At 60.0% G+C, this 15,474-nt stretch carries 10 protein-coding genes; 7 read left to right on the forward strand and 3 right to left on the reverse strand.

The genetic code is table 11. The features are described 5' to 3' along the window. Window positions 1-79 precede the first annotated feature (79 nt). Complete coding sequence (locus IPP88_03295) at window positions 80-1,303, reverse strand: fibronectin type III domain-containing protein (protein MBL0121781.1); 1,224 nt, start codon at window positions 1,301-1,303, stop codon at window positions 80-82. A 303-nt stretch (window positions 1,304-1,606) separates the two neighbouring features. Here IPP88_03295 and IPP88_03300 point away from each other — a divergent pair, with 303 nt between their 5' ends. From IPP88_03300 to IPP88_03315, 4 genes are all read left to right on the forward strand, one after another. Further along, window positions 1,607-3,175, forward strand: a complete 1,569-nt coding sequence (locus tag IPP88_03300) for an ABC transporter substrate-binding protein (protein MBL0121782.1) — start codon at window positions 1,607-1,609, stop codon at window positions 3,173-3,175. A 549-nt stretch (window positions 3,176-3,724) separates the two neighbouring features. After that, window positions 3,725-5,011, forward strand: a complete 1,287-nt coding sequence (locus IPP88_03305) for an efflux RND transporter periplasmic adaptor subunit (protein MBL0121783.1) — start codon at window positions 3,725-3,727, stop codon at window positions 5,009-5,011. A 2-nt stretch (window positions 5,012-5,013) separates the two neighbouring features. Then, on the forward strand, window positions 5,014-8,253 hold the full coding sequence (locus IPP88_03310) for an efflux RND transporter permease subunit (protein MBL0121784.1): 3,240 nt from the start codon (window positions 5,014-5,016) through the stop codon (window positions 8,251-8,253). 64 nt (window positions 8,254-8,317) lie between these two features. Next, a complete protein-coding gene (locus IPP88_03315) occupies window positions 8,318-8,857 on the forward strand; it encodes a DUF1697 domain-containing protein (GenBank protein ID MBL0121785.1) in 540 nt (179 codons plus the stop codon). Window positions 8,858-9,046: 189 nt separating this feature from the next. On the opposite strand, the gene ald is transcribed toward IPP88_03315, so the two are convergent. Both ald and IPP88_03325 read right to left on the reverse strand, forming a co-directional pair. Continuing rightward, the gene (ald, locus tag IPP88_03320) at window positions 9,047-10,168 is read right to left on the reverse strand and encodes an alanine dehydrogenase (GenBank protein ID MBL0121786.1); all 1,122 of its coding nucleotides are present in this window, start codon (window positions 10,166-10,168) and stop codon (window positions 9,047-9,049) included. A 156-nt stretch (window positions 10,169-10,324) separates the two neighbouring features. Continuing rightward, window positions 10,325-12,616 (reverse strand): EAL domain-containing protein, encoded by a 2,292-nt coding sequence (locus IPP88_03325; protein ID MBL0121787.1) that lies wholly within the window; start codon window positions 12,614-12,616, stop codon window positions 10,325-10,327. A 435-nt stretch (window positions 12,617-13,051) separates the two neighbouring features. Between IPP88_03325 and IPP88_03330 the strand changes: the two genes are divergently transcribed. From IPP88_03330 to IPP88_03340, 3 genes are all read left to right on the forward strand, one after another. Then, a complete protein-coding gene (locus IPP88_03330) occupies window positions 13,052-13,300 on the forward strand; it encodes a hypothetical protein (protein ID MBL0121788.1) in 249 nt (82 codons plus the stop codon). A 54-nt stretch (window positions 13,301-13,354) separates the two neighbouring features. Further along, window positions 13,355-14,218 (forward strand): hypothetical protein, encoded by an 864-nt coding sequence (locus tag IPP88_03335; protein MBL0121789.1) that lies wholly within the window; start codon window positions 13,355-13,357, stop codon window positions 14,216-14,218. A 104-nt stretch (window positions 14,219-14,322) separates the two neighbouring features. Then, a complete protein-coding gene (locus IPP88_03340; protein MBL0121790.1) occupies window positions 14,323-15,471 on the forward strand; it encodes a diguanylate cyclase in 1,149 nt (382 codons plus the stop codon). The last annotated feature ends 3 nt before the right edge of the window (window positions 15,472-15,474 follow it).

The raw sequence follows: 15,474 nt of genomic DNA on the forward strand, positions 1-15,474 counted from the left end.
GCTGGATATCCGGTCACACTCTTTCGGGCGGCAAACTACATAGGATGTCCGCCAGACCCGATCAATTCGTTCAGTGTGGCTATTGCGACGTAAGGTACGTTCCCGCCGCACCGACGGCAACGTATCCGGTCGCGGTGCGCGCGACCGATGTCAAATCATTGGTGGTGCCGGAAGCTTGCGATTGCCACGTGATGCCGTCCGCGCTGGTGTAAATACTGCCGCTGCTGCCGACCGCGACAAACTGTCCCCCGTAAACAACTGATGCGATGTCCTTTGTCGACATTGCGGGTTGCAGGGTCCAGGTCACGCCATCGCTGCTCGTGAGCAATGTCCCCGCTGCGCCAAGCGCCACGTAGGTGGTGGTCGTGGTTGTCGTTGTTCCCACCGTCGTCGCGTATGAGCCAAACGCAATAGCCCGCAAATCGCGGGTGGTGTTGACGGCAATGGTTGTCCACGTCACGCCATCGGTACTGGTCACCAAGGTTCCTTCCGCGCCGACCGCTACATACAATGCGCCACCGTAGACTGCGGCGTACAGGTTTTTCGTCGTGGGTGAGGTGGCGACAGTCCACGTACTGCCATCGGCACTGGTGATAATCGTGCCGGCAGCGCCGACGGCTGCAAACGAACCGGTGCCAGGGCTCGCAAGCGCATAGAGATCGGCGACCGTCCCGCTGGTTTTCGCGGTCCAGGTCAACGCATCGGAAGTGAAGATAACTGTCCCTGCCGCACCTGCCGCGACGAAACCGGCGCCGCCATTCAGGATGGCATTGAGATCCGCCGGGGCCGCGGGATTGGTCAGTGCGGTCGCGGCGGCGCCGCCGACGCTGGAGAAAATGACGCCGCCGGCACCCACGGTGGCAATGGTCGTCGTTGCCACGCTGACACTATTCAGTCGGCCTGTGCCGACGGGCGCGCCCATCACCCAGGTGGCGCCGGCAAGTCTCGGTGTCGCGACCTGCGTTGGGGCGCCCGTTCCGCCTGGGCCGCCATTTTTGCGGCCATTGATGGTAAAGGAATAAGTGGTGCCATTGACCAGCCCGCCTACCGTGTACGGAGATGTCGCCCGCGTAATGGCGCTACCGCCAAGCGATAACCAATTCGACGTCGTGACCGAACTGCCCGTGGCATAGAAAACCCAGTACTCCACGTCCGGATCCGCCGTCCATGTAAGCGTGACGGAGCTGTCGCCTGCCACTGCCTTGAGATCGGGTGGTGCATCGGCGGAGCTGCTGTTGCTGCTGCAACCGTTGAGCACAGCCGCGATGACGAAGGCAGCCATGAGGAGAGCGAATCGTTTCACAAAAATTTCCTTGGACGTTACTGACGGCGGATTATCCCACAATCTCTCTTTGACCCCTCCATGGCGCATACGTTCGTCCGGCCCGACAGGCCGCTTCCAAGCCAATGCCTGGCACCCACTGCCCGCGACGATCCTCAATGCTGGCGTGTCGTATCACGGTGGGGGTACCATGACATTCCGATGAAAAACTCTTGTCATTTCGCTGCTGACGCCATGCCAGGCCTTACCCAGACACGTGTTTCAATGCCGTGGTCCACGCGGGGGCGTGCACGCGCGATCGTCGTGCAACGGATCGCTTTTGCGATGGCCGTTTGCATGGCGGGCGTGCTCATCGGCAACGCCAATGCGGTCACGTTTCGCTGGTCGAGCCAGGGTGATTACCTCACCGCCGATCCGCACGCCCGGAATGAAGGCTTGAATAACAACATCAACGATCACATCTACGAGCGCCTGACGGTTCGAGGCAGGAAACTCGAAATCCTCCCGGCGCTGGCCGAATCGTGGATCAAGGTCAATGACCTCACCTGGCGGCTCAATCTGCGCAAGGGAGTGAAATTTCACGACGGCACGCCGTTCACGGCGGACGACGTTGTGTTTTCGTTCGAGCGCGCGCAGTCGGCCCGATCGAACTTCAAGGTGTTCGCGGCACCCTTGGGCAAGGTACGGCGGATCGATGACCACACCGTCGAATTCGTCACATCCCAGCCGCATCCGGCGTTCATGGGTAATCTTGTTTTCATCAACATCACGAGCCGCAAATGGGCCGTCGCGCATGGCGTGGCCGCGCCGCAGGACTACAAGACCGGGGAGGAAACCCATGCCTCGCGTCACGCCAACGGCACCGGGCCATTCAGGCTGGTCAGCCGCGAGCCCGAGGTGAAAACGGTGCTGCAAAAGAACCCTGATTGGTGGGGTATCAAGGCGGGGCGTTTCGAGGGCAATGTGACGGAAGTGCGTTATCTGCCCATCAAGTCGGATGCGACACGCATGTCTGCGCTGATCACCGGTGAAGTCGATTTTGTGCTCGATCCGCCGCTCCAGGATATCCCGCGCCTGAAGCGTGAGCCGCGCGTGAAAATCATCGAAGGCCCGGAGAACCGCGTGATCTTCCTCGGCATGGACCAGGGGCGCGACGAGCTCGCGCACAGCAATATCAAGGGCAGGAACCCGTTCAGGGACATCCGCGTGCGCCGCGCGATCGCACACGCCATCGATATCGAGGCGATACGCACACAGGTGATGCGCGGTTTCTCGCAGCCCACCGGCAACGTCATGGTCCCTGCATCGTTCGGCTATCGCGCCGAACAGGAAGGCCGCCTTGCCTACGATGTCGATCGAGCGAAAACGCTGTTGCGCGATGCCGGTTATGCGGGCGGCTTCGAGGTGACGATGGATTGCCCGAACAATCGCTACGTGAACGACGAGCGCATCTGCACCGCGATTGCCGCGATGCTGGCGCGCGCGGGAATCCAGCTCCGGGTAGTGGGCCTGCCGCGCGCGCAGTTCTTCCAGAAACTGGAGCGCCGGGATTCCAGTTTTTTTCTTTACGGCTGGGGTGGCGCGCCCAGCGACGGCACCACTTTCCTGACGCCGATCGCGCACAGCTTTGATGGCAAGGGGCGCGGAGATTTCAACATGGGACGCTTTTCCGATCCCGAGGTTGATCGTGCCATTGAACAGGCGTCCGTCGAGATGGACGATGCGAAGCGGGAGGCGCTGCTGTCCGCTGCGGCGGCGCGAATTCGCGAACAATCGTACATGATTCCCCTGCATCGGCAGGTCATTCCCTGGGCCGCGCGCGCCGGGGTCAGTGTGGTGCATCGCATGGATAACGTGCTGAGCATCGCCTGGGTCGCGATGCCCCCAAAATAGTCACAGCCAGATATAAAACACAAGCACTGGCGGGCGTTTCAGGGCGAAAAGCCTCCGAGAGCCGCGCCAATGCTGGGGTTTTATGAATTGACGCGAGTTGAATGTGATTGTGCCGGACGATGGCGCCCTTGCCGTTGCCACTCGTCCCGCAAAACTTGCGTTTCGTCCCCGATTGCTGGTTGCCGGCATTTTGCGTCGTTAAGCTGCTGTTTTCCTGGCATCCAATGGAATGGCGCACGATACATGGTGACAAATTGACACATATGCCGATTGCTGGCCACCGTAATATTGGCGGGGTGCGTCTTGTCGCGGGCCGCTCGTCCCATCAAAGCCAACCTGAATGGGAGCCCGTTCGGTTTCCTTGCCGACCGTTGTCATAGGCATGATCGGTGCGCCCACAAACCCGCTCAAACACGCTCGAACACTTATGCGCGCCTCGCGATTGGGCAAAAGCGTGATAATGCTCCCGGTCGCGCCGCTCAACACCCTACGTCCAACGTTTACGCGACTCATCGTCACAAGAACAACCCATCCGTGGAATAGAAGAAAATGTTGCGTCATATATTGCTTGCCCTAATCATTGCCACTGGCGCCGCCGCGTGCAGCAAGGACGCTGCCAAAGCCGACAAGGCGGCAGCCGCGGCGGCCAACGAGCGGCCGTTGCTGCTCGCGGCAGAAGACCTGCTCACAGTGCGCAATAACGCGTTGGCGTCCGGACCGTCGATTACCGGCTCGGTACAACCCGAGCGCCGCGCGGACTTGCGCGCCGAAGTGTCGGCCGTGGTATTGCAGGTGCTGAAGGAAAATGGCGATGTTGTCCGTCGTGGCGATTTGCTGGTGCGTCTTGACGACACGGCGATTCGCGATAGCCTCGATTCGGCCGAAGCCGCGACCCGCGCATCGAGCTTGTCTTATGACCAGGCGGAACGCCAATTCCAGCGCATGACCACGCTGCGGAAATCGGGGATGGTGTCCACGCAGGCGCTGGAAGACGCGGAAACTCGCCGCAATAATGCGCAAAGTGATCTGGAGGCAGCGAAAACCCGGGCCGCGCAGGCGCGCCAGCAATTGCAGCGTACCGCCGCGCGTGCGCCGTTTGACGGCATCGTCAGCGATCGCAAGGTCTCGGCTGGCGACACCGCGCAAATCGGCAAGGAACTCGTCAAGGTCATCGACCCGACAAGCATGCGTTTCGAGGGTCTGGTATCGGCCGACAACATCGGCAGCGTGAAAGCCGGACAGGCGGTGTTTTTTCAGATAAATGGCTATGGCGACAAGGAATTCGCCGGAAAAGTGAGACGCGTCAATCCGGCGGCCAACGCGACAACGCGGCAAGTCGAAGTGCTGGTGGATTTTGTCGACAAGAAGCAGCCGATTTTGGCGGGCCTCTATGCCGAAGGCCGAATCGAGACGGAAAGCACCACCGGTCTGACCATACCCGCCACCGCGCTGGTGCGTGACGGTGACAAGACTAACGCCTGGCGATTGAAAGGTAGCGCGCTGCAAAAAGTCAGCCTGACAATCGGCGAGCGCGATTCCCGTAGCGGTGATTTCGTCCTGAAAGGCGGACTGGCCGAGGGCGACCGCCTGGTTCGCTATCCGTCGGCGACACTGAAGGAAGGGCAGAAAGTCGAGATGGCGATTGCTGCCGCTCCATCGATTGCACCCGCGAAGGGTACCGGTTCCGCCGATGTTGCGAAGGCAGCAACGTCCGCCGACCTTTCGAAGGCAGCAACGTCTGCCGAAGTTGCGAAGGCTACCAAGCCGGTCGATGCCACGAAAGCCGCCACAACTACTGATGCCACCAAGGCCGCCGCAACCGACGCGAGGAAATAGCCATGTTCCTGTCCGATTTCAGTATCAAGCGACCGGTGACGACGGTCGTCATAATCATCATGCTCATGGGCCTCGGTTTGATGGCGCTGAAGAATTTGCGCGTCAACCAGATTCCCGATGTCGAGCAGCCGGTTATCGTCGTCAATATTCCGTATCCCGGCGCGTCGCCGGAAACGGTCGAGCGCGAAATCGTCAATCGGGTTGAAAAGGCCCTGCAGAGCATTTCGCAGGTCTACCAAATCAAGTCCACGGCGAGCGAGAGTTCGGCGTCCATCGTCATTATCTTCAACTTCAAGAAGAACATGGTGGAAGCCTCGGATGAAATTCGCAATGCGATCGCGTCGGTCAGGCACAAGCTGCCGGTTGAAATGCGCGAACCTATCCTGCGGCGTATTGATCCGTCCGCGCAGCCCATCATGCAACTGGCGCTGTCGTCCAGCAAGCAGACGCATGCTGAAATCTCCCGCCTTGCCGAAGACGTGTTGGCCGACAAATTCCGCGCAATCGATGGTGTCGCGGTGGTCAATGTCAACGGTGCGCTGCGGCGCGAGTTGTCGGTGCTGCTGCGCGCTGAAAGACTGCGCGAGTACAACATCTCGGTGACCGACGTTGTGAACGCGTTGCGCAATCAGAACACCACGTCCCCGGTCGGACGCGTCAAGGGCGCCCTCGATGAGCAAAGCATCCGCCTGGTCGGGCGCATCGAATCGCCCGCCGAGTTTGAGCAGATCGTGCTGAAGCGACGCGGCAATGAAGTGGTGCGTCTTGGCCAGGTGGCCAGCGTTGCCGACGGCTTTGCCGAACTCTCCGGATTCAGCCTGCGCAATGGACTGCCGAACGTCGGTATCGCCGTCACCCGCTCGCGCGACGCCAGCACCGTGTCGGTCGCCGACAAGGTGCGCAAGGAAGTCGAGGAAATCAACAAGACATTGCCGGCCGGATCAAAACTGGAAGTCACCCAGGACGGCGGCAAGGATGCCCAGACCAGCCTGCAGAATGTGATCGAGGCATTGATGTTCGGCGCGCTCCTGACGATCTTTGTGGTGTACGCGTTTCTCAATTCGTGGCGCTCCACGCTCATCACCGCGCTGGCCTTGCCGACCTCGGTGATCGCCGCCTTCATCGCCGTGTGGGCCTGCGGGTTCACGCTCAATTTCATGACCTTGCTGGGACTCTCGCTCGCCATCGGCGTGCTGATCGATGATGCCATTGTCGTTCGCGAGAATATCGTCCGCCACATGGAAATGGGCGAGGACCGGCGCACCGCCGCCAGCGCGGGCACGCAGGAAATCGGACTCGCCGTGACGGCGACGACGTTCTCCATCATCGCCGTATTCATTCCCGTCGCATTCATGGGCGGTGGCGGCGGGGAATGGTTCCGGCCGTTCGCGTTGACCGTTGCCACGTCAGTGCTCGTGAGCCTGTTCATTTCGTTCACGCTCGATCCGATGTTGTCGGCCTATTGGGGTGACCCGGTTGGATACCAGCAACGCACAAAAACGGGACTCAGCCTGTGGCTCTCGCGGTTCAATATCTGGTTCGATCATCAGGCCAGCCGCTATGGGAATGTGATCGCATGGGCGCTGCATCACCGGCGTTACATGGCCTTGATTGCCGGCCTGAGTTTGTTGGGAGCGCTGGCATTGCAGGCCACGGTTGGGGGATCGAGTTTCCTGCCGGCATCTGACGTCGGGACAATCGCCATCGAAGTGCGCACGCCGTCCAGTGCCAGCCTCGACTATTCCCGCCTGAAGGTTGAAAAAGCGGCCGAGCTCGCGCGAACGATGAAAGAAACGGTGGCGACCAACACTAACGTCTACGCCGGCGGCGGGCGCGTCTATGTCGACCTCGGCAAAAGCACCACGCGTAAACGCTCGGCCGGCGAGATCGCCGTCGAATTGCGCACGCACCTGACACGCCTGGTCGGCGCGGAATATACGGTGCTTGACGATTTGAACAACGGCGCCCGCAAGCCCGTGCAGATCCTGTTTTCTGGCCCCGATTCACGGCGACTGATGGCCATCACCAGTGACTTCATGAAAAAGTTGAACAAGGTACCCGGTGCCATCGATGTCGGCCTCTCCGAGCAGGATCCCAAGGACGAACTGCGGATTGAGCTCAATCGCGGCTTGGCCAACGCGCTGGGCATTTCGGTGGGCGATGCCGCACAGGCTCTCCGCGTAGCCTTCGCAGGCGTAGAAGTGGGCGATTGGGTGGACCCGACGGGCGAATCGCGAGACGTTTCGGTGCGTTTGCATCCCGATGACCGCGTCAATGCGACCAACATCGAACGCCTGCCGATCGCCGTCAGTGGCAGCAACATGATGGTGCCCCTGGACCAGATCGCCACCATCACCATGGGCAAGGGCCCGGCGCAGATTCAGCACTCGGACGGCAAGCGCATGATCGCCGTATCGGCCAACGCGCAAGGGCGCTCGCCTGGCGAAGTGACCGCGGACGCGATGAAGATTGCCAGTCAGATCGACTTTCCGACGGGGTACGGGCTTGAACTTGGCGGTGCATCCCGCGACCAGAAAGAGGTGTTCACGGAAATGGGCATTGCGCTGGTGACCGGCATCGGCCTCATGTATTTCACGCTGGTGATTCAATTTGGCTCATTCACCGCACCTTTGCCAATCATGCTATCGCTGCCCTTGAGCCTGATCGGCGTGGTGGTGGCACTGTTGCTAACCAAGGGAACACTGAATCTGATGAGCTTCATCGGCGTCATCATGCTGATGGGTCTGGTGGCCAAGAATGCGATCCTGTTGCTCGATTGCGCGCGCAAGGAAGAAGCACAGGGGGTCAGCCGCGAAGAAGCGCTGATGCACGCGGGACGGGTGCGCTTGCGGCCAATCCTGATGACGACTTTCGCGCTGATCGCCGGCATGATGCCGGTGGCCATTGGGCTGGGTGAAGGCGGTGAGTTCTACCGGCCGATGGCCATTGCCATCATCGGCGGAACTATTACCTCGACCATCCTCACGCTGCTGGTGGTGCCGACGTTCTACGACTCGATCGAAATTGCCCGCGATCGCGCGTTCGCCAAGTTCCATGCGCGCGAAGTGCGCTGGAATACGTTCGCCGCGTTCGTGGTGACGCTGATCGAGGCCATACTCGCGCTGCTGCTGATCCGGTTGATCTATCGGCTGGTCATGATGTTGGTTGGCTGGCCGATGGCACGCAAACGGCATCGGGATCAGATCGTCGCCAAACCGGCGATCCGGATGCAGGGCGATTGAATCGCGGGCGCGATCGGCTGAGCGCGATGTACCTGCTGGCAGCAATTGCGAGGTGCGCACCAGCATGAATATCTGGATCGCATTATTTCGCGGCATCAATGTGGGCGGCAACAACATGTTGCCGATGAAAGCCCTGACGGCACTCATCGAGGGGCTCGGCGGGACGCAGGTGAAGACCTATATCCAGAGCGGAAACGCGGTATTTGGCGGCGGCGGGCCGGATGCCGTGATCCTGTCAAAGCGTATCGAAGCCGCTGTATTGAATAACCATGGATTTTCACCGCGCGTGATGCTTCTCACCCGGAAGGAACTGGAGAGAGCTGCAATCGCGAACCCTTTCCGGGAGGCGGAGGCGGAACCAAAGACCCTGCATATTGCATTTCTGGCGGAGGCGCCAACGCAGCCGGATCTGGCGGGCATGGACGCGCTCAAACGCGAGGGCGAAGCGTATGCGCTGGACGGCAAAGTGTTCTACCTGCATACGCCGGGCGGCCTTGGTCAATCGAAACTTGCCGAGCGCTACGAGAAATTGCTGGGCGTACCGGCGACGGCCCGCAACTGGAACACGGTCATGAAGTTGCGCGAGTTGGCGAAGGAAGCATGAGCTTTGCACCGCAGCCGATTGCGAAGTTGCCGATTTGTCATATCAACCGCAAGGGCCTGACCACGGGGAACACAAAGACCACGGCGGAAAAGCAAGGGTATTTCCGGGTTTTTTCGTGGTCTCCGTGTTCGCCGTGGTTAAGGATTCCTTCACCGGATCACGAAATACTCCACCTCATTCCGTTCGTCGCTACGCCGCCGCCAGCACGTCGTTCAACGGCACATACGCGAGCCCCTGTGCGCTGGCAACCGGCTCGCAGGTGATCTTCCCATCCGCGACATTGAGACCGGCGCCAAGATGCGGATCATCCTTCAGCGCCTGCCGCCAGCCCTTGTCGGCCAGGGCAAGCGTGAAAGGCAGCGTCACATTGTTGAGCGCGAAGGTGGACGTACGCGCCACCGCACCGGGCATATTGGTCACGCAATAGTGCACCACGCCATGCTCGATGTAGGTGGGATTCGAGTGCGTGGTCGGGCGCGAGGTTTCCGCGCAGCCGCCCTGGTCGATGGAAATGTCGACGATGGCGCTGCCGGGTTTCATGCTCTTGACGATGTCGCGGGTAATGAGCTTAGGTGCCGCCGCGCCGGGAACCAGCACGGTGCCAATCAGCAAGTCGGCGCGCTCGGCGTAATGCGCGATATTGGCGCTGCTGGAAAACACCGTGCGTACGCGACCCGAAAACTCGACCGCGACGCGCTTCAGTACATCCGCGCTGCGATCCAGGATGGTGACATCGGCACCCATGCCGTGCGCAATGATGGCCGCGTGCGTGCCGGATACGCCGCCGCCGAGAATCACCACTTCCGCCGGCGCCACGCCGGGCACGCCGCCCAGCAGGATGCCGCGTCCACCGGCTGATCCTTCGAGCGCGCGTGCACCCACTTGCGGGGCAAGCCGGCCGGCTACTTCGGACATCGGTGTCAGCAGCGGCAGTGCGCCGCGCGCGGATGTCACCGTCTCATAGGCAATACAGATCGCGCCGGAGGCGATGAGGTCCTGGGTTTGCACGGCGTCCGGCGCCAAGTGCAGGTAGGTGAACAGCACCTGTCCACGGCGCAGGCGTTTGCGTTCAATGGCGAGCGGCTCCTTGACCTTGACCACCAATTCGGCGCGGGCGAATACTTCTTCCGCGGTCGCGACCATTTCCGCACCCGCCGCACGGTACTCATCATCGGTGATGCCGGCACCCACACCCGCACCCGCCTCGATCAGGACTTCATGCCCGCGCGCGACCAGCTCATGCACGGAACCCGGGACCAGCCCGACGCGACGTTCGTTGTCTTTGATTTCTTTTGGTGTGCCGACGATCATTTCATGCTCCAGTTTCGTTTGTTGTTAAGGACTGCGACTAAAGAGTGCGACTATTTTCCAACTAATGCGCCAGCGTGGAAACACCTGCAAAAAAAGTTAAAACTCAAGCACTGGTGCGCCATCTGGGCAATTTGTGTCTGTAGAGCCGCGCCAGTGCTAGGGTTTGCCTGACGGTTCGTGTAAAGCCGGGGCGCTGACTACATCGCTGACTACATCGCTGGCTACGTCGCCGGCTATGTTCATGGCAGCGGGCTCCGGCCACCCAATCAGGTAGCCTTGAAACGCCTGGCATCCCAGCGCAATGAGAAAATCCCATTGCGCTTCGGTTTCGATGCCTTCGGCAATCACCTCTTTGCCCATGCTCTGCCCCAGCGACAGGATGCTCCGGACAATCGCCGCGGCATTGGGGTCGGTGAGCATGCCGTGGACAAATGACAGGTCCAGCTTCAATTGATCCACCGGCAATCGCTTCAGGTACGACAGCGACGAATATCCCGTACCGAAATCGTCCAGGCACAGGATGATGCCCTTTGCCTTCAGCACGGCCATCCTGGCGTGCGCGTCTTCGACGTTACTCAGCATCACGCTTTCGGTCAGCTCCAAAACAAGTTTGTGCGGGTTGGCTCCGGTGACGTTGAGCACGGTCATCACCAGTTCGACGAAATCCGCGTGGCGAAATTGATGCGCGCTGACGTTAACCGCGATAGTCAGGTGCGCTTTGTCCGGTTGCGCGCTCCATGCCACCAACTGCATGCATGCGGTCTCGAGTACCCAGGCGCCGAGCTGCTGAATCAGTCCCGCATCTTCGGCAACCACGATGAACTCCTCCGGCCACACCAGGCCGCGCCGCGGGTGTTGCCAGCGCACCAGCGCCTCACAGCCGGTGATGCGCCGTTCACGATCCACTTGCGGTTGATAGTGGACCGACAATTGCCCGTCATGCAGCGCCAGCCGCAACTCGGATTCGAGCGTCGCGCGCGCCGAAAGCGCCAGTTGAATATTTGAATCGTAGAATCGCAATGCATTGCGGCCCGCCGCCTTGGCCTGGTACATCGACAAATCCGCACGTTTCAGCAACTCATCGATGGAATTTTCCTGACCGGCAAAGAGGGCGATGCCGATACTTGCGCTGCCGTGGAACGGGTGATCCGCAAGGATGAAGGGCTGATTCAGGGCCGCCAGGATTTTCTCGGCGGTGGCCCGCGCCTGATCGGCGGTCTCGTGGGGGGCATCGCTCAGATCGGTCAACATCACCACGAATTCGTCGCCGCCCAAGCGTGCCACGGTATCGCCGTCGCGCATGCAGGCAACGAGCCGCTGTGCGACCTGCTGGAGCAACAGGTCGCCTTTGTCATGGCCACGGGTGTCGTTGATGGTCTTGAAGTGATCAAGGTCAATGAACATCAGCGCACCCGCCCGCTTGATGCGGGCGCTGGCCAGCATGGCCTGGTGTAGGCGATCCATCATCAGCCGGCGGTTGGGCAGGCCGGTCAGTGAATCGTAGAAGGCGAGGCGCGTAATCTCCTCTTCGTGTGCCTTGCGGCGCGAGATATCGGTCATGGTGCTGACGTAGTGAGTCACTTCCCCTTCGGCCGCCGTTACCGCGGTAATCGTCAGCCAGGCAGGATAGACCTCGCCATTCTTGCGTTGATTCCAGATCTCACCCTGCCAGGCGCCGGTGAAGCGGATATTTTCCCAGATGGCGCTGTAGAAAGCGGAGGTTTGGCGACCCGAGTGGAACATGCGCGGCGTCTGCCCGATTATCTCGTCGATACGGTAGCCGGTCATGTCTACAAATGCGCGATTGACTTGCAGAATGTGCGAGCGGGCATCGGTGATCATGATGGCTTCCTGCGATTCAAACGCGGTAGCGGCCACGCGCAAGTCGGCTTGCGCGTCCTTGAGCGCGCTGATGTCAGTGAGCGCGATGCGTACCACCGTCGCTTCTCCGCTCGTCGTGACTTGCAGGCAATCGAGTTGGGCATGCAGTGCCGAGCCGGCACGGGTCCGCAGCGCCAGTTCGATGTGCCGCTTCTCGGATGTCTGCAGCAGGCTCATGAAATCCCGGCGCCAGCGGTCGCTGTGCGACGGTGCCACATAGCGCGCAAAGCGGCGCCGCAGCAGTTGCTTGCGCTCCTCACCCAGCATAGTCGCGCCGGTCAGGTTCACTTCGAGGATGACACCCTCAAGGTTCAGCGTGAAGTAGCCGACGGGCGCGAAGTCATACAGATCCAGGTAACGATCCCGGGCAGTTTCCAGCGCAAGCTGCGTGCGCCGCAGTTCTTCGTTTTGCTGCTCCAGTTCCGTCTGGTGTACGCGGAGATCGTGTAGAAACTCCTCGCAGGTTCTCGCCTGCGCCTCATTCTCAAGCGCGCGGGCAAGCTGCGCTTGCGCGCCGCCACGCAATGTCGTTTTGTGCCGCTTGGCTCCGCGCGGGTTTTTTGGCATGGGCGTCATGCCTCGACCCGCGAGCTGAAGTTGAGCTTTTTTCCCGCGCGTTTGGGCGCTCGCATCGGCTCGCGCAAATTGCGCTTCAATGTCCTGGCCACGGCATTGCGTCGCAGGGCAGGCTGCTCTGTGTGAAAAGTTTTGTTTTTCTCAGCCACCGAATAGCCCAATAGGAGAGAGTACGGAATGTGCGCCCGACGCCCAGGATTTCAGTAAGTATCCATGATTCACGTGCCACTTGGCTGCACCGCCCTTCAGTCAAATGGTAGCCGACCCTGCGCGTCGCGACTTGTGTTGGATCAACGAAGTCACGCGGACAGGAAACGTAAGCGTGGCAGCGCCGACGATGAAGATCGTGGAAGGCGGCGTGAAAGGCGGATTTCAGGCGTTTCTTGTCGAACTCAAGCACTGGCGCGCATTTAGAGGAAAAATGACGTGGAAGGCGCGCCAGTGCTTGAGTTTCAAAAAGGGTTTTGGAGTTTGTTTGGCCACGCTCGATTCGAAAATGCGGTGCCGGACAACGGGCGGTTGCCGCCTGATATTCATGCTTGGCGGATCGATTGTTGGGAAGCCGGTGATATGGAGCCAATCGCCAGGCCGAATTGGCCTGTCCCGGTACGCTTGCGGGATGTGTTGATCGCTTCGGCATTCGCCTTGCTGCGCCAGTATCCGGGGGTGCTATAGTTTCTCAATTGAGGAGGAGTCGGTCCGGTCGATTTCAAAAAAGGGAAACGCCCTATGAAACAAGTTCTCGCCATAGCCTTTGCGGCGATCATGTTGATACTGTCGGCCTGTTCGTCGGGGCTCGATCGCAAGTTCGACGGTACGAGTGAGAAGTCCTTTGAGTCCAGCCTCGCCGCGATAAAAAAATCCGCCAAACCTGATGAAATCGCGCGTCTCGACGACGCATTGCTGGTACTGGCCATCACCGATGTGAGCATTGGCTACGAAGGCGGCATTATCGGCGCGCTTCAGAAAATATCCACCAGGAGTCCGGAACAACTCGCGGATCAACTGATGCCGCTGGTCAATGGCAAAACCGGACGCGAAATCATTGCCGCCGGACAAAAGCGGAAAAAAGATGAAGCGGCCCGACAACTCGTCAACGTTGACCGCGAAATCGCCCAGTTGAAAAAAATGAGCGAAGACAAAGAGTCATCAAAGGGAGCGCTTGCGCCCATCGCGATCATTGAGCCCACGCTGCGTTTCAACAGCGTCGGTCCGGAAAAAATCAGTGTGATGGATTTCAAGGTCAGAAACGGTACCGATATCGGGCTTACGTATCTCTACCTGCGCGGCGCGGTCGCGGACTCAGTCAGCAGCAAAGTGCTGTTCAGCGACGACATCAAATACAAGCTTGCCGACGAGCCCCTCCTGCCCGGCGTGACCAAGAGCTTGCGACTGCCGTATTCGGGACGCGGCAAGTGGAATGCGCCGGAGATCTGGGGAAAAGACAATCTGGTATTCACCATCGAAGTTGTCAACGCAGAGAACCTTCAGGGACACAAGGTCGCGGCGGCGTTCACGCACCATGATGCCAAGCGGCTGGGCTCACTGGAAAATACCCGTCAAACACTTGAAAAGATACTGACCGAGAAGTGACGCCGTACCGGGCCGTACCCCCGGCCGGGCCGGCCACCTTGACGGGTGGCACGATACATTGACACAGGCAAGACCGCACGACCCGAATCAGGTACTCCAGGAACATGAGCCGCATACAGACAGTCGTTTTCGCTTTCCTCGCCGTCAATTTTCTGCTGGGCGCGATATCTTTGCTGGCGGCGCGTGGTGAGCGTCCGGCGCCAGCATTGCGGTGGTGGGGATGGGGCACGCTGATCTATGCTGCCGGATTGTTCATCGCGATGCTGCGATCGGCCCCTGAAGCGACAGCGCTCACGCTGGGCAACGCGCTGATTGCGTGGTCTCCGATCATTGCCATTGAGGGCGTACTCGAAAATACCGATTTTCGTTTGAATCGGCGCTGGGCATATGGCGCGCTGGCGATCGCAATCGCGATCCTGATTTATGCCAACTATTACGGCGACCTGGGCACGGCGTCTCAATCTTTGATTAACCTGATCGCGCCTGCTGTCATTGCGATCGCCACATTTGTCATCGGCGCCTACTGCCTGGTGCGTACGCCACGGCTAACCGCACCGGCCGCGTCGATTTTCCTGGCAGGGATGATGTTGCTGGCCGCCGCATTGTCGACGCTGCGCATCGCTTTTGCCAGCAACACGGCCAGCCTTGCCAGCGATGCCGATGGCATTGATCTGGTGATCTCGTTGTTTGTCATCGCGCAGATCGGTGTTGCCGTGGCGTGCACGTTGGCACTGTTCTGGATCGAACTGGTCAAAATGGAGCGCGTGCTGGCCAAGTTTGATTTCACCGACGTGCTGACTGAAGTGCCAAACCGCCGCGCAATCATGCGTCAATTCAGGGAAGCGGAATCACAGGCGGTGCGGAATGGCACGAATTTCGCGCTGCTGATTCTGGATATCGATAACTTCGGGCAGATCAATGACCGCTATGGCCATGCAATTGGTGATGAGGTGTTGCGACATGTTGCCGGCAGCCTGGCCCGGACGCGGCGTGCCGGCGACGCCTTGGGGCGCGTCAGTGGCGAAGAGTTTGTGATGCTATTAAACGGCTCGCGAGCAAACGCAGAAAGCGCGGCGGAACGATTGCGCACGGACGCTCAGGAAGTTGGTTTTGACTGCCGCGGGGTGAAACTGTCGATAAAGTTGAATGGGGGCTGGCGATGTTCCCCGAGGACGGTGTCGACTGGGACCAGCTATTTGCGGAAGCGGACAAGCGTTTGCGGAATCCCAAGCGAGATGGCCACAATCGCGTAACGG

It is taken from the genome of Betaproteobacteria bacterium, assembly GCA_016720925.1.
In the GTDB taxonomy this organism is placed as follows: domain Bacteria; phylum Pseudomonadota; class Gammaproteobacteria; order Burkholderiales; family Usitatibacteraceae; genus UKL13-2.